Source organism: Streptomyces maremycinicus (genome assembly GCF_001184025.1).
GTDB classification, from domain to species: domain Bacteria; phylum Actinomycetota; class Actinomycetes; order Streptomycetales; family Streptomycetaceae; genus Streptomyces; species Streptomyces maremycinicus.
This window is the reverse complement of sequence record NZ_BBYG01000008.1, coordinates 311,740-332,954: the sequence shown is the minus strand read 5'-3', so window position 1 is coordinate 332,954 and position 21,215 is coordinate 311,740. Positions and strand designations below refer to the sequence as shown.

20 protein-coding genes are annotated in these 21,215 nt (G+C 73.7%); 5 read left to right on the top strand and 15 right to left on the bottom strand.

Annotated features, from left to right (window positions below):
* Positions 1–78: 78 nt before the first annotated feature.
* The 5 genes from AOQ37_RS01685 to AOQ37_RS01665 all read right to left on the bottom strand — a co-directional run bounded on the left by AOQ37_RS01685 (position 79) and on the right by AOQ37_RS01665 (position 5,696).
* A complete protein-coding gene (locus AOQ37_RS01685) occupies positions 79–1,308 on the bottom strand; it encodes an RNA polymerase sigma factor (protein ID WP_062641351.1) in 1,230 nt (409 codons plus the stop codon).
* A 189-nt stretch (positions 1,309–1,497) separates the two neighbouring features.
* Positions 1,498–1,854, bottom strand: a complete 357-nt coding sequence (locus AOQ37_RS01680) for a YciI family protein (protein WP_062640370.1) — start codon at positions 1,852–1,854, stop codon at positions 1,498–1,500.
* Positions 1,855–2,003: 149 nt separating this feature from the next.
* Positions 2,004–3,059, bottom strand: coding sequence for an LCP family protein (locus AOQ37_RS01675; RefSeq protein WP_062640368.1), 1,056 nt, complete (start codon positions 3,057–3,059; stop codon positions 2,004–2,006).
* 117 nt (positions 3,060–3,176) lie between these two features.
* Complete coding sequence (locus tag AOQ37_RS01670) at positions 3,177–4,532, bottom strand: glycoside hydrolase family 10 protein (protein ID WP_062640367.1); 1,356 nt, start codon at positions 4,530–4,532, stop codon at positions 3,177–3,179.
* A 102-nt stretch (positions 4,533–4,634) separates the two neighbouring features.
* Positions 4,635–5,696: a LacI family DNA-binding transcriptional regulator gene (locus tag AOQ37_RS01665; protein ID WP_062640366.1), complete on the bottom strand. Its 1,062-nt coding sequence runs from the start codon at positions 5,694–5,696 to the stop codon at positions 4,635–4,637.
* A gap of 153 nt (positions 5,697–5,849) precedes the next feature.
* On the opposite strand from AOQ37_RS01665, the gene AOQ37_RS01660 reads away from it, so the two are divergent.
* Positions 5,850–8,153, top strand: coding sequence for a beta-xylosidase/alpha-l-arabinosidase (locus tag AOQ37_RS01660; RefSeq protein WP_062640365.1), 2,304 nt, complete (start codon positions 5,850–5,852; stop codon positions 8,151–8,153).
* 345 nt (positions 8,154–8,498) lie between these two features.
* Here the strand turns inward: AOQ37_RS01660 and AOQ37_RS01655 are convergent, their stop codons facing one another.
* From AOQ37_RS01655 to tsaB, 4 genes are read right to left on the bottom strand one after another with little or no spacing between them, the layout of a single operon-like run.
* Entirely contained in the window at positions 8,499–8,762 is a 264-nt protein-coding gene (locus AOQ37_RS01655; protein ID WP_062640364.1) for a hypothetical protein, read from the bottom strand.
* On the bottom strand, positions 8,759–9,856 hold the full coding sequence (tsaD, locus tag AOQ37_RS01650; RefSeq protein WP_062640362.1) for a tRNA (adenosine(37)-N6)-threonylcarbamoyltransferase complex transferase subunit TsaD: 1,098 nt from the start codon (positions 9,854–9,856) through the stop codon (positions 8,759–8,761). Before tsaD ends, AOQ37_RS01655 begins: the two co-directional genes overlap by 4 nt.
* On the bottom strand, positions 9,849–10,355 hold the full coding sequence (rimI, locus tag AOQ37_RS01645) for a ribosomal protein S18-alanine N-acetyltransferase (protein WP_062641350.1): 507 nt from the start codon (positions 10,353–10,355) through the stop codon (positions 9,849–9,851). Before rimI ends, tsaD begins: the two co-directional genes overlap by 8 nt.
* 41 nt (positions 10,356–10,396) lie before the next feature.
* Complete coding sequence (gene tsaB, locus AOQ37_RS01640) at positions 10,397–11,050, bottom strand: tRNA (adenosine(37)-N6)-threonylcarbamoyltransferase complex dimerization subunit type 1 TsaB (protein ID WP_062640360.1); 654 nt, start codon at positions 11,048–11,050, stop codon at positions 10,397–10,399.
* Positions 11,051–11,161: 111 nt separating this feature from the next.
* Here tsaB and AOQ37_RS01635 point away from each other — a divergent pair, with 111 nt between their 5' ends.
* Both AOQ37_RS01635 and AOQ37_RS40730 read left to right on the top strand, forming a co-directional pair.
* Positions 11,162–11,713 (top strand): L,D-transpeptidase, encoded by a 552-nt coding sequence (locus AOQ37_RS01635; RefSeq protein WP_062640358.1) that lies wholly within the window; start codon positions 11,162–11,164, stop codon positions 11,711–11,713.
* Between the two features lie 300 nt (positions 11,714–12,013).
* A complete protein-coding gene (locus tag AOQ37_RS40730) occupies positions 12,014–12,184 on the top strand; it encodes a hypothetical protein (protein ID WP_199824912.1) in 171 nt (56 codons plus the stop codon).
* A 73-nt stretch (positions 12,185–12,257) separates the two neighbouring features.
* On the opposite strand, the gene tsaE is transcribed toward AOQ37_RS40730, so the two are convergent.
* The 6 genes from tsaE to AOQ37_RS01605 all read right to left on the bottom strand — a co-directional run bounded on the left by tsaE (position 12,258) and on the right by AOQ37_RS01605 (position 18,105).
* Complete coding sequence (gene tsaE / locus AOQ37_RS01630) at positions 12,258–12,809, bottom strand: tRNA (adenosine(37)-N6)-threonylcarbamoyltransferase complex ATPase subunit type 1 TsaE (RefSeq protein WP_078889931.1); 552 nt, start codon at positions 12,807–12,809, stop codon at positions 12,258–12,260.
* Positions 12,775–14,028 carry an alpha/beta fold hydrolase gene (locus AOQ37_RS01625; RefSeq protein ID WP_062640354.1) on the bottom strand — a complete coding sequence of 418 codons (1,254 nt, stop codon included), beginning with the start codon at positions 14,026–14,028 and terminating at the stop codon, positions 12,775–12,777. The genes tsaE and AOQ37_RS01625 overlap by 35 nt, the downstream gene beginning before the upstream one ends.
* Positions 14,029–14,082: 54 nt before the next feature.
* Positions 14,083–15,264 (bottom strand): alanine racemase, encoded by a 1,182-nt coding sequence (gene alr / locus AOQ37_RS01620; protein ID WP_062640352.1) that lies wholly within the window; start codon positions 15,262–15,264, stop codon positions 14,083–14,085.
* 34 nt (positions 15,265–15,298) lie between these two features.
* Complete coding sequence (locus tag AOQ37_RS01615; RefSeq protein WP_078889930.1) at positions 15,299–16,129, bottom strand: L,D-transpeptidase family protein; 831 nt, start codon at positions 16,127–16,129, stop codon at positions 15,299–15,301.
* 107 nt (positions 16,130–16,236) lie between these two features.
* Positions 16,237–17,676 (bottom strand): bifunctional ADP-dependent NAD(P)H-hydrate dehydratase/NAD(P)H-hydrate epimerase, encoded by a 1,440-nt coding sequence (locus tag AOQ37_RS01610; RefSeq protein WP_062640350.1) that lies wholly within the window; start codon positions 17,674–17,676, stop codon positions 16,237–16,239.
* A gap of 57 nt (positions 17,677–17,733) precedes the next feature.
* Positions 17,734–18,105: a holo-ACP synthase gene (locus AOQ37_RS01605; RefSeq protein ID WP_062640348.1), complete on the bottom strand. Its 372-nt coding sequence runs from the start codon at positions 18,103–18,105 to the stop codon at positions 17,734–17,736.
* Between the two features lie 184 nt (positions 18,106–18,289).
* Between AOQ37_RS01605 and AOQ37_RS01600 the strand changes: the two genes are divergently transcribed.
* Complete coding sequence (locus tag AOQ37_RS01600; protein ID WP_062640346.1) at positions 18,290–19,279, top strand: hypothetical protein; 990 nt, start codon at positions 18,290–18,292, stop codon at positions 19,277–19,279.
* Positions 19,276–21,036: a M16 family metallopeptidase gene (locus AOQ37_RS01595; RefSeq protein ID WP_062640345.1), complete on the top strand. Its 1,761-nt coding sequence runs from the start codon at positions 19,276–19,278 to the stop codon at positions 21,034–21,036. The genes AOQ37_RS01600 and AOQ37_RS01595 overlap by 4 nt, the downstream gene beginning before the upstream one ends.
* The last annotated feature ends 179 nt before the right edge of the window (positions 21,037–21,215 follow it).

Genomic DNA, 21,215 nt, shown 5'->3' with positions numbered 1-21,215 from the left:
CGGGTTTACTGCCTACACATGTTCGAAATTGCCGAGGCTTTGGACTCGCGACCTGCGGGATGCCAGGTATGCAGCCCTTCAGCCCGGCCTGCACTCGTCGGCCCGTGCCCGCAGCAGCTCCCGTTCCCGCTCGTTGCCCGTAAGCTCCGCCGCCCGTTCGAACTCGGCGCTGGCCTCCGCCGCCCGGCCCAGCCGCAGCAGCAGGTCGCCGCGGACGCTGGGCAGGAGGTGGTAGTCGCGCAGGGACGGTTCGGCGACGAGACGGTCGACGATCTCCAGCGCGGGCCCCGGCCCGTCCGCCATCGACACGGCGACCGCGCGGTTGAGTTCGACGACCGGGGACGGGGCCCGGGCGGCCAGCAGCGCGTACAGGGTGGCGATGGACCTCCAGTCGGTGTCCTCGTAGGTGTCGGCGTGCGCGTGGCAGGCCGCCACCGCGGCCTGGAGGGCGTACGGGCCGGGAGCGCCGGTGGACGCGGCGCCCGCCCGGTCCAGGGCGGCGATGCCACGGGCGACGAGCATGCGGTTCCAGCGGCGCCGGTCCTGGTCCTTGAGGAGGACCGGCCTGCCGTCGGGGGCGGTACGGGCGGCCGTACGGGACGCCTGGAACTCCAGCAGCGAGACGAGGCCGTGGACCTCGGGCTCCTTCGGCATCAGGGCCGCGAGCTGCCGGGCCAGCCGCAGCGCGTCCTCGCACAGGGCCGGGCGCAGCCAGTCGTCGCCCGCGGTGGCCGCGTAACCCTCGTTGAAGATGAGGTAGATGACGTCGAGGACCGAGCCGAGCCGGGCCTCGCGGTCGGGTCCGTACGGCACCTCGAAGGCGATGTTCCTGCCGGCCAGGGTCTTCTTGGCGCGGACGATGCGCTGCGCGACGGTCGGTTCGGGGACCAGGAAGGCGCGGGCGATCTCGGGCGTGCTCAGGCCGCCTAGCAGGCGCAGGGTGAGGGCGATGCGGGCCTGTGCGGACAACACCGGGTGGCAGGCGGTGAAGACGAGCCTGAGCAGGTCGTCGTCGATGGCGTCGGGGTCGGCGGGCTCCTCCGGCGGGGCCGCCGGGTCCAGGCCGCGGCCGATCTCCTGGAGCTTGCGGGCGTAGTTCTCCCGGCGGCGGACCAGGTCGACGGCGCGGTGCCGGGCGGTGGCGGTGAGCCAGGCGCCGGGGTTGTCCGGCACCCCGTCGCGCGGCCACTGCTCCAGGGCCGCGACCAGAGCGTCCTGCGCCAGTTCCTCCGCGACGCCGACGTCCCGGACGACACGGGCCACGGCGGCGATGACACGGGGGGACTCGAGCCGGAAGACGGTCTCGATGGCGGCACGGGGATCGGAGGGGCTTCGGGCTCCTGAGGGGCTGCGGGTGTCCGAGGGGCCTCGGCGGTCCGACGGGCTACCGGGGGCCGAGGGGCTTCGGGGATCCGACGGGCTCTCGGGGTCCGAGGCGGGCTGTTGTTCCACAGCCCACCATCGAACACCCCGGGGACCGTTCGGGCCAGGGAAGGCTCAGCCCTCCGCGATCTCCCGGACCTCACAGGTCACCGTCCAGTGCTCCTCGTGCACCTTCAGGAACCGCTTCGTCCATTCGACGGCCTCGGCCATGTCCTTGCACTGCATGAGCGCGTAGCCGCCGACGACCTCCTTGGACTCGGTGAAGGGGCCGTCGGTCAGGGAGATCTTCCCGCCCTCCCAGTGCGCGCGGACGCCCTGCGCGGACGGCGTGAGCCCGGCGGTGTCGAGCATGACGCCGGCCTTGGTGACCTCCTCGATCAGCTCGCCCATCCGCCGCATCAGCTCGGGGCTGGGGCCCTCGGCGGGGGCGGTGGCCTCGTCGATCTTCACGAGCGACAGGTAGCGGGGCATGGTGACTCCTCGGGTGCGGTGGACCGGATCCTTTCCCGGCCTCTCACCCCTTCGTCGAACGGCGGACGGCCGGATCGACACCCTCGACGGCTTTTCCCGGAAAACTTTTCCGGCGTCGTTCACGCGGCTCGGACCCCGCGGGCCCCGGTTCACCTCAGCGACGCCCACAGCTCGTTCGCCGCCGGTTCCTGTGCCACCACCCGGTTGGGGTCGGAGGGAGCGGTCACCACGGGCATGGTCACGGTCCTGAGGCCGGTGGCCGAGAGTCCCTCGAGACTGCGGCCCAGCTCCGTCAGCTCGGCGAGGGAGTCGAGGCCGGTGTCCGTGGTGAGACTGCCGGTGACCGCGTCGGCGACCTGGTACAGCCTCGTGGGGCTGGTCAGCAGGTCGGTCGAGGCGATCTGCTCCAGCAGGGCCTTCACCAGCGTCTGCTGGAGGCCTATGCGGCCGAGGTCGCTGCCGTCGCCTATGCCGTGCCGGGTGCGGGCCAGGGCGAGCGCCCGGGTGCCGTCCAGATGGTGGGTGCCGGCCGCGAGGTGCAGATGGCTGTCGTCGTCGTCGATGTCCTCGTCGGTGGTGACGGTGACCCCGCCGAGCGCGTCGACGAGCTCGGCGAAGCCCGCGAAGTCGACCTCGACGTAGTGGTCCATCCGGACGTCGGTGATCGACTCGACCGTCTTGACCGCGCAGACCGGACCGCCGACCGCATAGGCGGTGTTGAACATCGCGCCGTACGCCACCGCCGTCGAACCGCCGTCGGACAGCGGGCAGGAGGGGCGCGTGACCAGGGTGTCGCGCGGGATGCTGACGACGGTGGCCGTGGTGCGGCCCGCGTCGATGTGCACGACCATCGCGGTGTCGGACCGGGCGCCGGAGCTGTCGCCCCCGCCGAGCGCCTGGTTCTCCTCGCCGCTGCGCGAGTCCGAACCCAGCACCAGGATGTTCACGGCCTCGGTGGGCAGCGGGGCCGCGGACGCCGAGTCGGAGGGGGCCGGGGTCGTGACCGCCTTCGCGGGGCGGTCGTCGCCGAGCGCGTTGTCGATGTCGACGCTCTGGATGTTGTCGTCCAGGTGCCAGTAGGCCCAGCCCGCCGTCCCGATGCCCACCACCAGGGCGGCGGCCACTGCGAGACCGGCGGCCTTCAGCACCGCCGACCGCCGGCCCGTCCGTCTGCCCGCGTCGCCCTGCTCCTCGTGTCGCGTCACACACACGAACGTAAGTCCGGATTATGAGCGGACTGTTAGGACCACGGCCCGACGGCGAACTTCTTGTGAAAATCTCACGATCCTCAGGCCGGTGTCGCCGTCGGACCGGCGTCACCGTCAGCCCAGCGTCACCGTCGGCAGGGGATTGCTGCCGCTCCAACCGGCGTTGAACCCGAAGCTCACCGAACCCCCGCTGGGAACCGACCCGTTGTACGAGGCGTTCACGCACGTCACGGCCGCCCCCGACTGGGTGCAGCCGGCGTTCCAGGCCTGGGTGATCTGCTGTCCCGCGCCGTACGTCCAGGTCACCTTCCAGGAGGTCAGCGCGGCGCCCGAGCAGGAGATCGTCACGTTCCCGGTGAACCCGGTGTTCCACTGACTGCCCACGCTGTACGCCGCCGCGCACGCGCCGGTCGGCGGCGGTGTCGTCGTGCCGCCCAGCGCCTCCGCGATGCCGTGGTACGCCGGTTTCGGCGCGTAGTTCGCGTCGTACGGCGTCGCCGCCCCCTGCCCCGGGAAGGTGCTCTCCACCCAGGAGTCGGAGTCGGTGAAGCCCCACACGGTGAGGTTCACACAGCGCGCCACCGCCACGCAGGCCGCGGTGACCGCCTGGTAGTCGGCCTTCTGCTGGGCCAGCTCGGCGCTGTCCGACGGGAGCGTCATCCGGATGTCCAGCTCGGTGATGGCCACGTCGACGCCGAGGTCGGCGAAGCGCTGGATGTTCTGCTGGAGGGTGGAGGGGACCTGGCCGAGGACGAGGTGGGCCTGGAGGCCGACCCCGTCGACCGGGACGCCGCGCTCCTTCAGCGACTTGACCAGGTTGTAGAGGGCGGTGCTCTTCGCGTTGACGCCCTCGACGTTGTAGTCGTTGATGTACAGCTTCGCCGCGGGGTCGGCGGCCCTGGCCCAGGTGAGGGCGTCGGCGATGTAGTCGGCGCCGAGGCCGTTGTACCAGAGGGTCGAGCGGTAGGTGCCGTCCTCGTTGAAGGGCTCGTTGACGACGTCCCAGGCCGCGATCCGCCCCTTGTACCGGCCGACCTCGGTGTCGATGTGGTTCCGGAGCAGGGTGCTCAGCTGGGCGGACGTCCAGCTGCCGCCGGTCAGCCAGCTCGGGTTCTGGCTGTGCCAGACCAGGGTGTGGCCGCGCACCTGCTGGTCGTGGGCCTGCGCGAAGGCCACGATCCGGTCGGCCTCGGCCCAGTCGAAGGAGCCCTGGGACGGCTCCACCGAGCCCCACTTCATGGCGTTGCCGGGGGTCAGCGAGCCGAACTGCGCCCCGGCGATGTCGCCGTAGGTCCCGGTGAGCTTGGAGCCGGTGACCGCCGTGCCGACGACCTTGCCCTTGGCGGCGCCGAGATCGCGCAGCGGGGTGTCCGCGGCGTGCGCCACTCCGCTCAGGAGGGCTCCGACGGTGGCCGCCCCGGCGAGCAGGGCGGCCAGACGTGCACGTATCGATGAACTGGAGGATCTCATTGCGGGTGCCTCCGAAAGTTTCGGTCGTGCAACCGATTGACTTCGGAGGAGTGTGGAGGTGTCCGCCACACCCGTCAATACGTCAACTTCCGGCCACCCGCGTCACTGCCGGGCGGGCGGCGCCCCGGTGCTCGTCCGCACCACCAGGCTCGTCGCCAGCTCCACCCGGGTCGCCGTCGGCGTCTCCGCGGACGGCGCGCGCCCCAGCTCCAGGACCAGCCGGGCGGCCGCCTCGGCCATCTCCGTGAGGGGCTGCCGCACGGTCGTCAGCGGCGGGCCCACCCAGCGGGCCACCGGCAGATCGTCGAAGCCGACCACGCTCACGTCCTCCGGGATGCGCAGCCCCAGCTCACGGGCGGCCTCGTAGAAGCCGAGCGCCTGGAGGTCGTTGCCCGCGAAGACGGCGGTCGGCCGGTCGGGGCGGTCGAGCAGCTCACGGCCGAGCCGGTAGCCGAGTTCGTGGTGGAAGTCGCCGGTCTTGATCAGCCGCTGGTCGACCGGCAGCCCGGCCGTCTCGAGCGCGGCCCGGTAGCCGTCGATCCGGGCGCGGCTGCACATCATCTGCGGCGGGCCGCTGATCGCCCCGATCCGCCGGTGTCCCAGCTCGACCAGATGCCGGGTCGCGGCGAGGCCGCCCTGCCAGTTGGTGGCCCCGATGGACGGCACGTCGGCGCCCGGGTCGCCGGCGGGGTCCATCACCACGAACGGGATGGACCGGCTGGTCAGCAGCGCCCGCTGGGACTCGTCGAGCCCGGACAGGACCAGCACGACACCGTGCGGGCGGCGGGCCGCGACCTGGTCGGCCCAGGTCCGGCCGGGCGTGAGCCGTCCGGCGCTCTCGCTCAGCACGACACTCAGCCCGGCGTCGCGCGCCACGTTCTCCACGCCTCGGATGACCTCCATCGCCCAGGCGCTCTCCAGTTCGTGGAAGACCAGGTCGATCAGTGGGGAGCGGGTCGCCTCGGCGCGGCGGCGGCGGTAGCCGTGGGCGCGCAGCAGTTCCTCGACGCGGGTGCGGGTCGTGGGGGCGACATCGGCGCGGCCGTTGAGGACCTTCGAAACAGTCGGTGCCGATACGCCGGCCTCGCGGGCGATCTCCGCGAGCGTGGCGGTCTGCGTCGGCCGCGCTTCTGTCCGCGTTTCCGCGGGCTCCGAGGGTGTCATGGCGGCGATCGTATCGCCACGCCACCTCTTGACGAACCTATGGCGACGCCATAGGTTCCCGGAACATTCGAAGTACAGCTCGAAACATTCGTTCACCTCGCTGTCCGCACTGACTGTCCACCTGGTGGCTCACCGACCTCTGACAGGAGTTTCATGACCACCGCCCCCTGGCGTGACCCCGCCCTGCCCGCCGCCGCCCGCGTCGACGACCTCCTCTCCCGGATGACCCTGGAGGAGAAGACCGCCCAGCTGTACGGCGTGTGGGTCGGCGCCGCGACGGACGGCGACGGAGTCGCCCCGCACCAGCACGACATGACCGCCGACCACGACTGGGACGAGCTGATCACCCAGGGGCTCGGCCAGCTGACCCGGTCCTTCGGCACCGCGCCCGTGGACCCCGCGCTCGGCGCCCGCGCCCTCGCCCTCGCCCAGCGGCGGATCGCCGGGGCAGGCCGCTTCGGCATCCCGGCGGTCGCGCACGAGGAGTGCCTGGCCGGCTTCACCGCCTGGCGGGCCACCGCCTATCCGGTCCCGCTGGCCTGGGGCGCCGCCTTCGATCCGCCGCTGGTGGAGGAGATGGGCCGGGCGATCGGCCGCGACCTGCGCGCGGTCGGCGTCCACCAAGGCCTCGCCCCCGTCCTGGACGTCGTCCGCGACCCGCGCTGGGGACGGGTCGAGGAGACGATCGGCGAGGACCCCTATCTGGTCGGCACGGTGGGCACGGCCTATGTCCGCGGACTCGAGTCCGCCGGGATCGTCGCCACCCTCAAGCACTTCGCCGGGTACGCCTCCTCGGCCGGCGCCCGCAACCTGGCCCCGGTGCGGGCGGGCACCCGGGAGTTCGCCGACGTGACCCTGCCCCCCTTCGAGATGGCGCTGCGCGAGGGCGGCGCCCGCTCGGTGATGGCCGCCTACACCGAACGCGACGGCGTCCCGGCCTCCGCCGACCCCGAGCTGCTCACCCGGCTCCTGCGCGAGGAGTGGGGCTTCACCGGCACCGTCGTCGCCGACTACTTCGGCATCGGCTTCCTCCAGACCCTGCACCGGGTTGCCGGCACCCCCGCGGAGGCGGCCCACCTCGCCCTGGCGGCCGGCATCGATGTCGAGTTGCCCACCGTGAAGTACTACGGCGGGACACTGGTCGCGGCCGTGCGCGCCGGCGAGCTCCCCGAGGAGCTGGTCGACCGGGCCGCCCACCGCGTCCTGCTCCAGAAGTGCGAACTGGGCCTGCTGGACGAGGACTGGCAGCCGCCGAGCCCCGAGTCGGTCGACCTGGACCCGGCGGCGAACCGCGCCCTGGCCCGCCGGCTGGCGGAGGAGTCGGTGGTCCTGCTGGACAACCCCGACGGGCTGCTCCCCCTCGCCCCCGACACGCGGGTCGCCGTGGTGGGCCCGCGGGCGGCCGACGCGCTGGCGATGCTGGGCTGCTACTCCTTCCCCTCCCATGTCCTCACCCACCACCCCGAGGTGGACCTCGGGATCGAGATCCCCACCGTGCTGGAGTCCCTGCGGGCCGAACTCCCGGACGCCAAGGTCACGTTCACGGAAGGGTGCGGGGTCTCCGACCCCGACCGGTCCGGCTTCACCGAGGCCATCGCCCGCGCCGCCGAGGCGGACGTGTGCGTGGCCGTCCTGGGCGACCGGGCGGGCCTGTTCGGCCGGGGCACCTCGGGCGAGGGCTGCGACGTGGCGGACCTGAGCCTGCCCGGCGTCCAGGGCGCGCTGCTGGACGCGCTGGTAGCGACCGGCGTCCCGGTCGTCCTGGTCCTGCTCACCGGCCGCCCGTACGCGCTCGGCCGCTGGCACGGACGGCTCGGGGCGGTCGTCCAGGCGTTCTTCCCGGGCGAGGAGGGCGGCCCCGCGGTGGCGGGCGTGCTCTCGGGCCGGGTGAACCCCTCGGGCCGTCTCCCGGTGAGCGTGCCGCACGCGCCGGGCGGCCAGCCCTGGACCTATCTCCAGCCGCCGCTGGGCCTGGCGGGCGAGGTCAGCAACCTGGATCCGACCCCGCTGTACCCGTTCGGACACGGGCGTTCCTACACGGAGTTCGCGTGGGAGGACTTCTCCGGGCCGGACGCGGAGATCGGCACGGACGGCTCGTACGACCTGTCCGTCACCGTCCGCAACACCGGGGAGCGGGCGGGCGCGGAGGTCGTTCAGCTGTATCTGCACGACCCGGTGGCGAGCGTGACCCGTCCCGACGTACGGCTGATCGGCTATCAGCGGCTGGAGCTGGCGGCGGGCGGAGCGGCGCGGGTGACGTTCCGCTTCCACGCCGACCTGTCGGCGTTCACCGACCGCGCGGGACGCCGGGTGGTCGAACCCGGGGATCTGGAGCTGCGGCTGGGAACGTCCAGCGGGCAGGTGCGGGAGGTGGCCCGGGTGCGGCTCACCGGGCCGGTCCGCGAGGTGGGCGCGGAGCGACGGCTGCGCTGCACGGCGGACGTCCGACAGGATTGACGCGCCCCCGGCCGACGTCGGCCATCCACGAGACGGACGAGACGGACACCCCCGGACCCGCCGGGCGGGCGGAGAACCGGGTACGCCCGAGACCCTGGGCACACCGGCACACCGGCACGCCCGACACCCCGGGCGCGCCGGACGGGGCGAGACGCCCGGACACGCCGGACGGGGCCCCGCGGCGGTCCGTGCGGCTCTGCGGGGCGCGTTCGTCCTCCCCGCTTTCCCGACCGGCGGGGAAACCCGGTCCCGGCGGGCGCCTTCACCCGGTGTGCGGGAGCACCGGCGACGTCGATGGGGGCGCGCGGCCGGTACCGCAGCCGCGCGCCGTGGACGGGCGCCCGCTCAGGCCGTCGGGTCCGGCACCGGCTCGAACCGCCAGCGGTGCACGGCCCGGCTCACCAACGACCCGTCGGGATCGGGAAGTTCGGGCAGGACGGCGTCGTGGTCGGCGTCCCACCAGGTGATGACCAGCACCCGGTCCTGCGGGGCGCGGAAGGTCTCCCGGCGCACGGGCGCGGGCGCGAGTTCCTGCGCCCGCGTCCAGGCGAGCAGGTCCTCGCCCCGGCCGGTGACCGCCCGGGCCTCCCACATCAGCGCGACCGTCATGAGTAGAGGTTGTCCTTGCCGACCTCGTGCACGTGGTCGTGGTCGTGCGGCCGGCCCGGCACATGGGGCTCGGTCACCGGCAGCGAGGAGTCCGCCGACAGGTCCCAGGCGGACGCGGCCCGCCCCCGGGCCACCATCTCGGCGCCCAGGGCCGCCACCATCGCGCCGTTGTCCGTGCACAGCTTGGGGCGCGGGACGCGCAGCCGGATACCGGCCGCCTCGCAGCGCTCCTGGGCCAGGGCCCGCAGCCGGGTGTTGGCGGCGACGCCGCCGCCGATCATCAGGTGGTCGACGCCCTCGTCCCGGCAGGCCCGTACGGCCTTGCGGGTCAGGACGTCCACGACCGCCTCCTGGAAGGAGGCCGCAACGTCACGGACCGGGACCTCCTCGCCCGCCGCCCGCTTCGCCTCGATCCAGCGGGCGACCGCCGTCTTCAGCCCGGAGAAGGAGAAGTCGTACACCGGGTCACGCGGGCCGGTCAGGCCGCGCGGGAACGCGATCGCCTTCGGGTCGCCCTCGCGCGCGTAGCGGTCGATGACCGGGCCGCCCGGGAAGCCCAGGTTCAGCACCCGCGCGATCTTGTCGAAGGCCTCGCCCGCCGCGTCGTCGATGGTCGCGCCCATCGGGCGGACGTCGGAGGTGATGTCGGTGGACAGCAGCAGCGACGAGTGGCCGCCGGACACCAGCAGCGCCATCGTCGGCTCGGGCAGCGCCCCGTGCTCCAGCTGGTCCACACAGATGTGGGAGGCGAGGTGGTTCACGCCGTAGAGGGGCTTGCCGAGCGCGTAGGCGTACGCCTTCGCCGCCGACACGCCGACCAGCAGCGCACCGGCGAGACCGGGACCGGCGGTGACCGCGATGCCGTCGAGGTCCTTCGGGCTCACCCCCGCTTCCTTCAGTGCCCGCTCGATGGTCGGGACCATGGCCTCCAGGTGGGCCCGGGAGGCCACCTCCGGCACGACCCCGCCGAAGCGGGCGTGCTCGTCGACGCTGGAGGCGATCGCGTCCGCCAGCAGGGTCGTGCCGCGCACGACACCCACGCCGGTCTCGTCGCAGGAGGTCTCGATCCCCAGAACCAGGGGTTCGTCAGCCATTGTTCTCGGTTTCCTGTGTCCCTTGTACCGGGGTCGGTACGGATGTCGATGGATCGGTCAGCCGCATCACCAGGGCGTCCACGTTCCCCGGCTGGTAGTAGCCGCGCCGGAAGCCGATGGCCTCGAAACCGAAGCGCTCGTAGAGCTTCTGGGCGCGCACGTTGTCGATGCGGCACTCCAGCATGACCTCGGCGCACTCGAAGGCGGTCGCCGCGCGCAGCAGTTCCGTCAGCAGCCGGCCGCCGAGGCCGGTGCCCCAGTGGCCGGGGGCGACGGCGATGGTCTGCACGTCGGCGAGGTCACCGGCCGCGGCGAGGCCCGCGTACCCGACGATCCGCTCGCCGTCGGACCTGGTCTCGACCGCGACGAGATACCGCCGGGTCGCCTCGGGGCCGCGGGCATGGGCCAGGTCGGACCAGAACATGCCCCGTGACCAGGCGTCCTCGGGGAAGAGTTCCTTCTCCAGCTCCAGCACGGGTTCGATGTCCCACCAGCGCATCTCACGCAGCGCGGGCGGGCCGGTCGGGTCGGCGGCTTCGGTCACTTGGGGGTGACCACCTTGTAGTTCTTCGGCACCTGGGCGTCCGGCCGGCGCAGGTACAGCGGGCGCGGGGCCGGCAGCTCCTCGCCCCGGGCCAGCCGCTCGGCGGCGAGCGAGGCGAGGGCGGCCGCGGAGACGTGCTCGGGCGCGTGCGCTCCGGGGAAGGTGTCCGGGTACAGCAGCGCGCCCGCGCCGACGGACGGCAGCCCGGCCACCTCGTCGGCGATGTCGGCGGGCCGGTCCACCGCGGGGTCCGACAACCGGGTCCGGGAGTCGGCGTAGCGGGCCCAGTAGACCTCCTTGCGGCGGGCGTCGGTCGCCACGACGAAGGGGCCTTCGAGGTCGGACGCGTAGGCCAGGCCGTCGAGCGTGCACAGACCGTGCACCGGGACGCCGAGCGCGAGCCCGAAGGTGTCGGCGGTCATCAGGCCGACTCTCAGTCCCGTGTACGGGCCGGGGCCGATGCCGACGACGATCCCGGTGACGGCGTCGAGGGCGAGCCCGGCCCCGGCGAGCAGCCGGTCGACGGCCGGCAGCAGCAGCTCGCCGTGCCGGCGGGCGTCCACCTGACTCGAGGAGGCGACGACGTCCGTTCCGTCGTGCAGCGCGACGGTGACGGCGGGGGTGGCGGTATCCAGAGCGAGCAAGAGCACGCAAACAGCCTACGGCTCCCGTGCCCCGGACATGGCCGCGCCGGCCGGAGGCGCAATGACTGCTAACGTCGCCGCGAAACGTGACGTACGGGACAGACTGGGTGATCGCCGATGCCAAGCAACAGCGCGACTTTCGTGGCCGGGCTCACCTCGGCGGCCCTGGCGGCGGTCGCGTTCCTCACCTTCCAGGCGTCGGCGAACGCGCCCGCCGACCTGTCCCGGCCGCAGCGCAGCGGCGCTCCCGCGAAGGCGGCGAAGGCACCCCGGGACAAGAACCGCCCCGCGGCGCTGCCGGCCGACTCCGGTCTCGGGGAGCGGGTCGTGTACTCGCTGGACGACGACCGGGTGTGGCTGGTCGGGTCGGACGGCGGGGTCGAGCGCACGTTCAAGGTCGCCCCCGGCAGTGTGGACCCGCTCCCCGGCAACTACGCCGTCACCTCCCGGGCGGGCGCTATCACCGGCACGGACGGCACCCCCATCGAGCACGTCGTGCGCTTCGCCACCGCTAACGACGTGACGATCGGCTTCAGCGCGGCGCTGGACGGCTCGCTGCCCGAGCCCGACCCGACGGTGAAGACGGGCGGCATCCGGCAGACCGTCGCGGACGGCGACGCGATGTGGGACTTCGCGACGATCGGACAGTCCGTCGTCGTGATCCCGTAGGCGCGACACGGACCGAGCCGAGTGGCACGGACGCCGGGCCGGCGGACCGACGGGCCGCCCGAGCGCCGGGGTGGCTGGGAGGCGGGGTGCCCGGATGCCGGGATGTCCAGGTACCGGGATGCCCGGGTGTCGGGATGCCGGGGGGGGAGGGCCGGAGGTGCCACGGCCGAGTATCTCGTGAACGTTCCGACAAGACGTCGGCAAAATGTTGCGTCGGGTGTCCCGTGCGTGGTCACATGGTATCAACTTCGTAGTTAGGTCTACCTAACTACGCCCGCCCCCGAACCTCAGGAGGCGTCCATGTCGGTCACCGAGCCCAAGGGCCGGCCGTCGCGGCCGTTCACGCTCGCCGGTGTGTCCATGCGTGATCTGCTCGCCTCGTGCGCGGCCGCGGAAGCGGTCTCGACACCTCCGCGGCTGCCCGACCCGGCACTCGTCAAGCGCCCCGTGGAGCGCCCCAAAGCGGCCTGAGGGCCGACCGGCGACCGGCGACCGGCCGTGGAACCCGGGACCCCGGACACCCGTCCGGCCCACCGCGCGCCGGTCAGGCCGACAGCACGCCGAGGTCCGTCGACGCCCAGCGGTCCCCGAGCCCCGTCACCGTCACGTGCCGCACCTCGTCCGTGGTGTCGCCGACGGCCCGGTGGATGAGGACCTGGAGCCGGTCGTCGGTGAGCTCCTCGACCTTGCCCTCGCCCCATTCCACGACGATCACCGACGCGGGCAGCGACACGTCGAGGTCGAGGTCCTCCATCTCGTCGAGCCCGCCGCCCAGGCGGTACGCGTCGACGTGGACGAGCGGCGGACCGTCCCCGAGCGCGGGGTGCACCCGGGCGATCACGAACGTCGGGGAGGTGACGGCGCCCCGGACGCCGAGCCCGGCACCGAGTCCGCGGGTGAGCGTCGTCTTGCCCGCGCCGAGTTCCCCGCTGAGCATCACGAGATCGCCCGCCCGCACCAGGGCGGCGAGGCGACGGCCCAGCTCGCCCATCTGCTCGGGGGACTCGACGACGATCTCGACACGGTTTCCGAGAGGGCCGGACGGTCCGGACCGTCCGGGCTCAGCCGGGCTGTGCGCTGCTGCTGGTGCTTCCATAGCCGTTCACGGTAGCTCCTGCGGGCACGGCACCCGCGCGGGTGAGCAGGTCGGCGAGGCGGTCGGTGACCACTTCCGGGTGTTCCAGCATCACGAGGTGACCGGCGTCGGGGACGAGGACCAGCTCGGCGTCCGGCAGCAGGTCGGCGATGGCCTCACTGTGCTCGCTCGGCGTGACCAGGTCCCCGATCCCGGCGAGCACCAGCACCGGCATGTCGGTGAAACAGGCGAGGGCCTCGGTCTTGTCGTGATCCGTGAACGCCGGGTAGAACTCGGCGACCACGTCGATCGGCGTGCCCTCGATCATCCGCTCGGCGAACCGCGCCACCGCCGGATCCACGTCCCGTGACGCGAACGAGTACCGCTTGATGATCCCCGCGAACAGATCGGCGGTGGCCCGCCGCCCCTTCTCCACCAGGGCCGCCTGCTGCCCCAGAGCCTTCAGCACTCCCGGCAGCACCCGCCGCACCGCGTTCACGCCCGCGACCGGCAGCCCGAAGTTGACCTCGCCGAGGCGCCCGGACGACGTACCGACGAAAGCGGTGGCGACGACCCGCTCGCGGATCAGCTCGGGGTACAGCGCGGCCAGGGCCATCACCGTCATCCCGCCCATGGAGTGCCCGACGAGCACGATCGGCCCCTCCGGCACGGCCGCGTCGATCACGGCCCTCAGATCGCGCCCCAGCTGATCGATGGTGACCGGCTCGCCGTCCCGTATCTGGGCGTTGCCGCGGCCGGACCGGCCGTGACTGCGCTGGTCCCAGTGCACGGTCCGTACGACGCCCCGCAGGGCCGCCCGCTGGAAGTGCCAGGAGTCCTGGTTGAGGCAGTAGCCGTGGCTGAAGACCACGGTGACGGGGAGCGGGGCCTTGCGCCCGAAGAGCCTGCGCCGCCGGTTCGGCGGTCCGCCCTGCGGCTCGACGTCGTCGACCTCGTAGTACAGCTCGGTGCCGTCGTCGGCGTACGCCTTGTCGGGGGTGCCGCGCAGTCCGCCGTACGGCCCCGTCGAGTCCAGGGCCAGCCGGGCCTTCGCCCGCATGCCGCGCCCAACGGTCATCCGCTCCAGGGCGACACCCGCCGCGGCGCCCGCGGCGATCACGCCTATCGCGGCGCCGGCGATGCCGGTCGCCCGGCGCCAGCCCCCGCCCTCCCCCGTGGCGGAGGCGGCCACCACCGCCGCGGCGGCGCCCGCCACCGCCTCCGCGCTGCTCTCGCTCACGTACCGCTCCTCCGTGGCCGATGTCCGTGGTCCGACTGCGGGGTACCCGTCCGGTTACTCATTCACCTGAACGGGCTCATTGACATAGACGCGGGGAACGCGCGCTCCGATGCGCGTGACGATCTCGTATCCGATGGTCCCGGCCGCCTGGGCCCAGTCCTCCGCCGTGGGCTCACCGCGGTCACCGGGCCCGAACAGGATCGCCTCCGTGCCCGGAGCGGGCTCGTCGCCGCCGAGGTCGACGACGAACTGGTCCATGGCGATCCGTCCGGCCGCGGTCCGCCACTTGCCGGCGACCAGCACCGGACCGCTGCCGGAGGCGTGCCGGGGAACACCGTCCCCGTAGCCGAGGGGCACCAGCCCCAGGGTCGTCTCGCCCGGGGTGACGTAGTGGTGGCCGTAGCTCACCCCGTGGCCGCCCGGCACATGCTTCACCAGGGCCAGCGAGGCCGCGAGGGTCATCACCGGGCGCAGCCCGAAGTCGGCGGCCGAGCCCAGCTCCGGGCTGGGCGACAGGCCGTACATCGCGACGCCGGGGCGGACCAGGTCGAAGTGGGTCTCCGGGAGCGTGAGCATCGCCGGGGAGTTGGCGATGTGCCGCACCTCGGGCCGCACGCCCTGCCCCTCGGCGTACGCCACCATCGCGTGGAAGCGGTCGAGCTGCGGCGCGATGGAGGGGTGCCCCGGCTCGTCGGCGCAGGCGAAGTGCGACCACAGACCGGTGATCCGCAGCAGTCCCTCGTCCTCGGCCCGCAGCGCCTCGCCGACCAGCTCGGGCCAGTCGGCGGGCTGGCAGCCGTTGCGGCCGAGCCCGGTGTCGGCCTTGAGCTGCACGCGGGCGGGCCGCCCGGCGGCCCGTGCCCCCTCGACGACCTCCCGCAGGGCCCAGAGCCCGCTCACCGACACGTCGATGCCGGCCTCGACCGCCTCGCGCCAGGGCCCGCCCGGCGTCCACAGCCAGCACATGATCCTGACGTCAGCGGGCAGCCCGCCGTCCGCGCGCAGCGCCAGCGCCTCCTCGGGCGTGGCGGTGCCCACCCAGCGGGCGCCGGCCGCGACCGCGGCGCGGGCACAGGGAAGGGCTCCGTGCCCGTACCCGTCGGCCTTCACCACGGCCATGAACTCCGCGCCCGGCGCCTTGGCGCGCAGCGTACGCACGTTGGCCCGCAGCGCGGCCAGGTCGATCTCGGCGCGGGCGCGCGACGGGGCGGCGGGCGGCTTGGCAGTCTCACTCATCGCGCCCAGTCTCTCAGAGGCCCCGGGACGGCCCCTAGGTACCGGGCCGGTGGCCCCACACGTAGACCCGGTCGCCCTTCTTCAGCACGCCCCAGAGCCTGCGCGCGTCGCCGACCGTGAGATTGACGCAGCCCATGGAGCCGACGGTGGTGTGGATGCTGTCGTAGACGGCGTGGAAGGCCTGGCCGCCGTCGAAGAACTGGGCATAGGGCATGGGGGCGTTGTAGAGCGTGGAGACATGGTTCTTGTGCCGCCAGTAGACGGTGTGCCATCCCTTGCGGGTCGGGTGCACGGCCCGCCCGCTGCGCATCGGCACGGGCCCGAAGAGCACCTTGGTCCCCTTCTGCACCCAGGTCAGCTGCCGGTCGAGATCGACACAGGCGACCCGGTGGACCCGCACCGGACACTTCTTCGCGGCGTTGGGATTCTTCCTCGCGGCGATGAGCTGCATCCGCGACCAGGTGACGGGCCCGGCGAAGCCGATCGCGGGCTCGATCCCCTGCTGCCGCTGGAACGCCCGGATCGCCTTGCAGTCGGCGGCGGACTGCTTCCCGTCCACCGGCAGCCTCAGCCACCGCTCGACCGCCCGCTGGTACGGCCCGACCCGCTTGCTGCACGCCACCCGGGTCATCACCTCGTCCAGCGGCACGTGCTCGACGAGCGCGTACGTCCCGTCCGCCGCGTCCCTCGGCTCGACGGCGTCCTCGGCGGCGGTGGGCGTGTACACCCTCGGCGCGAGCACCTGGTCGGGCGTGTCGACCTCCCAGGACGGCGGGGCCGGAGGAGGCGCGGCCCGGGCGGGTGTCCCGAGGGGAAGAAGAGCGACGGCGGCGAGCACCAGGGCCACGGTTCGTGTGCTGAACATCCGATCAGAGAAACGCGCGATCCGGGGCACCCGGGACTGCCGCGCGGCGGCTTCACCCGTTCAGCGGGGGGACTCCCGGCCCGGCCGGGGACTTGATGACCGGGGGCCTACCGCCGCACGTCCCGCCAGGCCTCCGCGACCGCCGCGGCCACGTCGTGCGCCCCCACCGGCGCCCCGTCGGCGGCGAACCGCCCCGCCAGCCCGTGCAGATAGGCCCCCACGCTGCCCGCGTCCCACGCACTCAGCCCCGCCGCGAGCAACGACCCCGCGAGCCCGGACAGCACGTCCCCGCTCCCGGCCGTGGCCAGCCACGCCGTGCCCGTCGCGTTCACCCGCACCGGCCCCGTCCCACCCGCGTCCGCGACCAACGTCGTCGACCCCTTCAGCAGCACGGTCGCCCGGTAGCGGGCCGCCAGCTCCCGCACGGCACGCAGCCGGCCCTCCTCCACCTCCTCGCGCGCCACCCCCAGCAGCGCGGCCGCCTCCCCCGCGTGCGGGGTCATCAGCGTCGGCGCGGTCCGCCCCCGCACCGCGTCGGGGTCCGCGAGCCGCAGCCCGTCCGCGTCGATCAGCACCGGCACCTCCGCGGACAGCACCTCCGCCACCGTCCCGGCGTCGTCCCCGGCACCCGGCCCCACGACCCAGGCCTGTACCCGCCCGGCCTTGTGGGGCCCCTGGTCGGACACGAGCGTCTCGGGGAACCGCGCGACGACCGCGTCCCCGGCCGGACCGACGTACCGCACCGCCCCCGCCCCGCCCCGCAGCGCCCCCGCGACGGCCAGCACGGCGGCCCCCGGATACCGGGCGGACCCGGCGGCGATCCCGACGACACCCCGCCGGTACTTGTCGCTCTCCCCGCCCGGCACGGGCAACAGGGCGGCCACGTCCGCGTGCTGGAGGGCCACCAGCTCGGGCTCGGCGGGCAGGTCGCCGCCGAGCCCGATGTCGACCAGCCGCACCGACCCGGCGTACTCCCGCGCCGGATCGACGAGCAGCCCCGGCTTGTGCGTACCGAAGGTGACGGTGAGGTCGGCGCGGATCGCGCTCCCGTGCACCTCCCCGGTGTCGGCGTCGACACCGCTGGGCAGATCGACGGCGACGACGGCGGCCCGGGCCCCGGCGACGACCGACGCCAGCGAGGCCGCGTCCGGCCGCAGCCCGCCCTTCCCGCCGATCCCGACGATGCCGTCGAGCACGAGGTCGGCCCGCCGGACGACGGTCTCGGCGCCGTCCGGCCCGACCGTGTGCCCGCCCGCGCGCCGCAGGGCCGCCAGCCCCGCGGCGTGGGTCCGCCCGGGCGAGAGCAGCACCGCGGTCACCCCCGCCCCGCGCCGGGCGAGCCGGGCACCGGCGTACAGGGCGTCACCCCCGTTGTCACCGCTGCCGACCAGCAGCACGACCCGCCGCCCGTACACCCGCCCCAGCAGATCGGCGCAGGCCGCGGCGAGCCCCGCGGCGGCCCGCTGCATGAGGGCCCCTTCCGGGACCCGGGCCATCAGCTCCCGCTCGGCACGACGGACGGTCTCGACACGGTAGGCAGTACGCATACGGTGAGTCTGCCCCGGACTCCCCCGCCCCCGCACGCCGTCGCCCCGCCGCGTGGCTCAGCCTTCGGCCACCACCACCGCCGAGGCGACCCCCGCGTCATGACTCAACGACACATGCCAGCTCCGCACCCCCAGTTCGGCCGCCCGCGCGGCGACACTCCCGCGCACCCGCAGCCGAGGCCGTCCGCTCTCCTCGACGAACACCTCCGCGTCCGTCCACAGCAGTCCGGGCGGGGCCCCCAGCGCCTTGGCGAGAGCCTCCTTCGCGGCGAACCGGGCCGCCAGCGACGCGGCACCCCGCCGGTCCCCGCTCGGCAGCAGCAACTCGCTGTCCAGGAACAGCCGCCGGGCCAGCCCCGGCGTCCGCTCCAGCGACGCCGCGAACCGCTCGATCTCGGCCACGTCGATACCGACCCCGATGATGCTCATGCCGAGCACCCTACGGCCGGACTGTCACAGCCTGCTGCTAGCCTGCGGCGACTTGATCAAGCCGGACCGCACCGGATGACGCCGCGTCACCGCGCAGGGCGTCCGGTCACACCGGTGAGGACCCGCCGCGCGCCCTGGGGGGCCAGCCCGCGCGCCGCGGACAGCTACGCCAGGGGGCGGAGGAATGACCAGCACCACCAACGGCACGGCCGGCGGCGGACCCACGAACACCTGGGGACCGACCTTCGACCCGTACGACAACACACCCGAGCTGATCCCGCTGCGCACCGCCGCACAGGCCGGGGACTGGCCCGCCGTGCGGGCCTTCCTCACCGGCCTCGACTCGGTCGACAAGCTCTCCACCGCCTCGAGCCTGCTCGCCGACCTCCCCGGCGTCGAGAACTTCCTGGAACGGGCGGCGGCGGAATCGCCCGCCGACCCGCTGCCGCGCACCCTGCTCGCCGAGCGGTACGTCTACATCGGCTGGGACATCCGCAGCGGCGCCCGCGCCGACCACGTCTCGCGGGACCAGTTCACCCAGTTCCACGAATGGCTGCGCAGGGCCGAACAGCTGCTGATCGAGGTCTGCGCCGAGCAGCCCTCGTACGCCCCCGCCTGGACCGCCCGGCTGATGACCGCGCGCGGCCTCCAGTTGGGGCAGGCCGAGGCGCGCCGCCGCTACGACCGCCTCCACGCCCACCATCCGCACCACTACCGCGCCCAGGTCCAGCTGCTCCAGCAGCTGTGCCCGAAGTGGGGCGGCTCCTGGGACGCGGCGCACGGCTTCGCCCGCGCCTGCGCCACCGAGGCCCCCGACGGCTCGAACTCCGGCACGCTGGTCGCCCTCGCCCACATCGAGCGCTGGCTGGACCTGGACATCGGCGAGGACGCCGCCTACATGCGCGGCCTGCCCGTCCGCGACGACCTGCGCAACGCCGCCCGGGTCTCGGTGCTGCACCCGGCCCACCGGCCCGACTGGAACACGATCGGCGCGCACAACGCGTTCGCGTTCGCCTTCTCGCTCGGCAACCACTGGGAGTACGCGGCCCCGCACTTCGCCTTCCTCGGCGACCGCGCGACCGAGTCCCCGTGGCACTACGTGCCCGACCACAGGTCGGCGTTCCTCAAGTCCCGCAAGGCCGCGCTGGAATCCCGAGGAGGCGGCACCCGATGACCACCGACCTGCACGAGCACGACCGCGACTCCGGCCTCGCCGCGCTCACCGGCCTCGTCTCGCACACCACCACGCAGCACATCCCCACCCTGTACGCCCCGGCCTCGGGCAACGAGATCACCGCCGGCCTCTTCTTCCGGGTGGGCCGCGCCGACGAGACCCTGGCCACCGCCGGCCTCACCCACCTCGTCGAACACCTCGCGCTGCACCGCCTCGGCCTGTCCGATCTGCACTACAACGGCGCGACGGCGAACGCGTACACCCTCTTCCACGTCACCGGCAGCGAGGAGGAGGTCGTCAGGTACCTCAACAGCGTCTGCGCGGGGCTGCGGGACCTGCCGATGGAGCGGCTGGAGACCGAGAAGGAGATCCTGCGCACCGAGGCGGCCGGCCGCGGCGGCGGCCCCCAGCAGCAGATGCCGCTGTGGCGGTACGGCGCCCAGGGCTACGGCCTGTCCAGCTACAACGAGCTCGGTACCCGGAGCCTGACCCCGGACCAGGTGCGCCGGTGGGCGGAGACCCGCTTCACCAGGGACAACGCGGTGCTGTGGATCACCAGCGAGCAGGTCCCGGACGGCCTGGACCTCACGCTCCCCCAGGGCACCCGCTTCCCCGCCCCGGCCGCGACCAGCGCACTGCCCACCACGCCCGCGTACATCAGCGGCGACGACGGCCATGTCGTCCTCACCTCGGTGCTGCGCCGCTCCACCGCGGCCAGTGTCTTCGCGGACGTCCTCGGCCGGGCCCTCTTCCAGGACCTGCGCCAGGAGGGCGGCTACTCCTACTCCGCTGAGGCCGACTACACCCCGCGGGACGCCGAGTTCGCCACCCTCACCGCGTACGCGGACGCCCTCCCGCAGAAGCAGGACGCGGTCGTCGGCGGCTTCGTCGACACCCTCGCCCGGCTGCGCGCCGGCCGCATCGAGCAGTCCGAGCTGGACTCCGTCCGCACCAAGCTCCTCAAGATGTACGACACCCCCGACCTGGCGGCGGCCGCGCTGCCCTCGTACGCGCTGAGCCTGCTGCTCGGACACCGGATCCTCACCCCCGAACAGCACCGGGCGGAGCTGAACGCGGTGACGACGCAGGACCTGCGCGAGGTCGCCCGGGAGGCCTGGGGCAACGCGCTCCTCCAGGTCCCGGGCCGCGGCGTCGACTGGGCGGGGCTCACCCTCGCCCCGCAGCACTCGCAGGCCGCCGTGACCGGCACCCGCCACCGCTCCCTGGAGGACGACGAGGTCACGCTGGTCATCGGTGCCGAGGGGGTGAGCCTGCTGACTCCCAGGGGCCCGGTCACCGTCCGGTACGACGCCTGCGCGGCGATGACCACCCGCCCCGACGGCGCCCGCGTCCTGACCGGCCACGACGGCTTCTCGGTCACCGTCGAACCCACCCTGTACCGGGGGGTGACGCCGGACCGCGTCGCCGCCCTGGACGCGGGCGTGCCCGCGGCGGCGGTGGTGCCGATGCCGGCCCGCGAGCCCGACCAGATCCCCCAACCGCGGCCGCGCAAGCGGACCTCCGGCCCGCGGAGCTCCGGCAACGGCCGCTCAACCTGGGGGTGGACCACCGCGCTCTGGCTGGTCGGCCTGCTCGCGGCGGCCTGGGGACTGCTGTGCGGGATCATCACGGCCGACGAGGCCTCGGCCACCGCCCCGGAGTGGGACGCGGTGACCGGCGTCTGGATCCTGGAACTCCCCCTCGCCTTCGCCACCTGGAAGATCTACACAGCCAGAAGACAACGCACCCGAAGCTGACAGACCGCCCTCGGGCCACGGGTACCCGCGGGGCGCGGAAAACTGCCGGGGGCTGGACCGTCACAGACGGGCCAGCCCCCCAAGGGACGCGGAGAACTGCGGGGACGCGGAAACGGATGGGGGCGAGGACCGTCGCAGACGGTCCAGCCCCCCAGGGGCGCGGGGAACTGCGCGACCAG

What these genes read in the sequence shown, in the direction of transcription:
- AOQ37_RS01680 (WP_062640370.1), bottom strand. Translation starts at nt 1,854, where the DNA reads ATGCCCCGCTACCTGTCGCTCGTGAAGATCGACGAGGCCACCGCCCCC.
- AOQ37_RS01670 (WP_062640367.1), bottom strand. Translation starts at nt 4,532, where the DNA reads ATGAGATCCTCCAGTTCATCGATACGTGCACGTCTGGCCGCCCTGCTC.
- AOQ37_RS01665 (WP_062640366.1), bottom strand. Translation starts at nt 5,696, where the DNA reads ATGACACCCTCGGAGCCCGCGGAAACGCGGACAGAAGCGCGGCCGACG.
- AOQ37_RS01660 (WP_062640365.1), top strand. Translation starts at nt 5,850, where the DNA reads ATGACCACCGCCCCCTGGCGTGACCCCGCCCTGCCCGCCGCCGCCCGC.
- AOQ37_RS01655 (WP_062640364.1), bottom strand. Translation starts at nt 8,762, where the DNA reads ATGACGGTCGCGCTGATGTGGGAGGCCCGGGCGGTCACCGGCCGGGGC.
- tsaD (WP_062640362.1), bottom strand. Translation starts at nt 9,856, where the DNA reads ATGGCTGACGAACCCCTGGTTCTGGGGATCGAGACCTCCTGCGACGAG.
- rimI (WP_062641350.1), bottom strand. Translation starts at nt 10,355, where the DNA reads ATGCGCTGGTGGGACATCGAACCCGTGCTGGAGCTGGAGAAGGAACTC.
- AOQ37_RS01635 (WP_062640358.1), top strand. Translation starts at nt 11,162, where the DNA reads ATGCCAAGCAACAGCGCGACTTTCGTGGCCGGGCTCACCTCGGCGGCC.
- AOQ37_RS40730 (WP_199824912.1), top strand. Translation starts at nt 12,014, where the DNA reads ATGTCGGTCACCGAGCCCAAGGGCCGGCCGTCGCGGCCGTTCACGCTC.
- tsaE (WP_078889931.1), bottom strand. Translation starts at nt 12,809, where the DNA reads ATGGAAGCACCAGCAGCAGCGCACAGCCCGGCTGAGCCCGGACGGTCC.
- alr (WP_062640352.1), bottom strand. Translation starts at nt 15,264, where the DNA reads ATGAGTGAGACTGCCAAGCCGCCCGCCGCCCCGTCGCGCGCCCGCGCC.
- AOQ37_RS01615 (WP_078889930.1), bottom strand. Translation starts at nt 16,129, where the DNA reads ATGTTCAGCACACGAACCGTGGCCCTGGTGCTCGCCGCCGTCGCTCTT.
- AOQ37_RS01610 (WP_062640350.1), bottom strand. Translation starts at nt 17,676, where the DNA reads ATGCGTACTGCCTACCGTGTCGAGACCGTCCGTCGTGCCGAGCGGGAG.
- AOQ37_RS01605 (WP_062640348.1), bottom strand. Translation starts at nt 18,105, where the DNA reads ATGAGCATCATCGGGGTCGGTATCGACGTGGCCGAGATCGAGCGGTTC.
- AOQ37_RS01600 (WP_062640346.1), top strand. Translation starts at nt 18,290, where the DNA reads ATGACCAGCACCACCAACGGCACGGCCGGCGGCGGACCCACGAACACC.
- AOQ37_RS01595 (WP_062640345.1), top strand. Translation starts at nt 19,276, where the DNA reads ATGACCACCGACCTGCACGAGCACGACCGCGACTCCGGCCTCGCCGCG.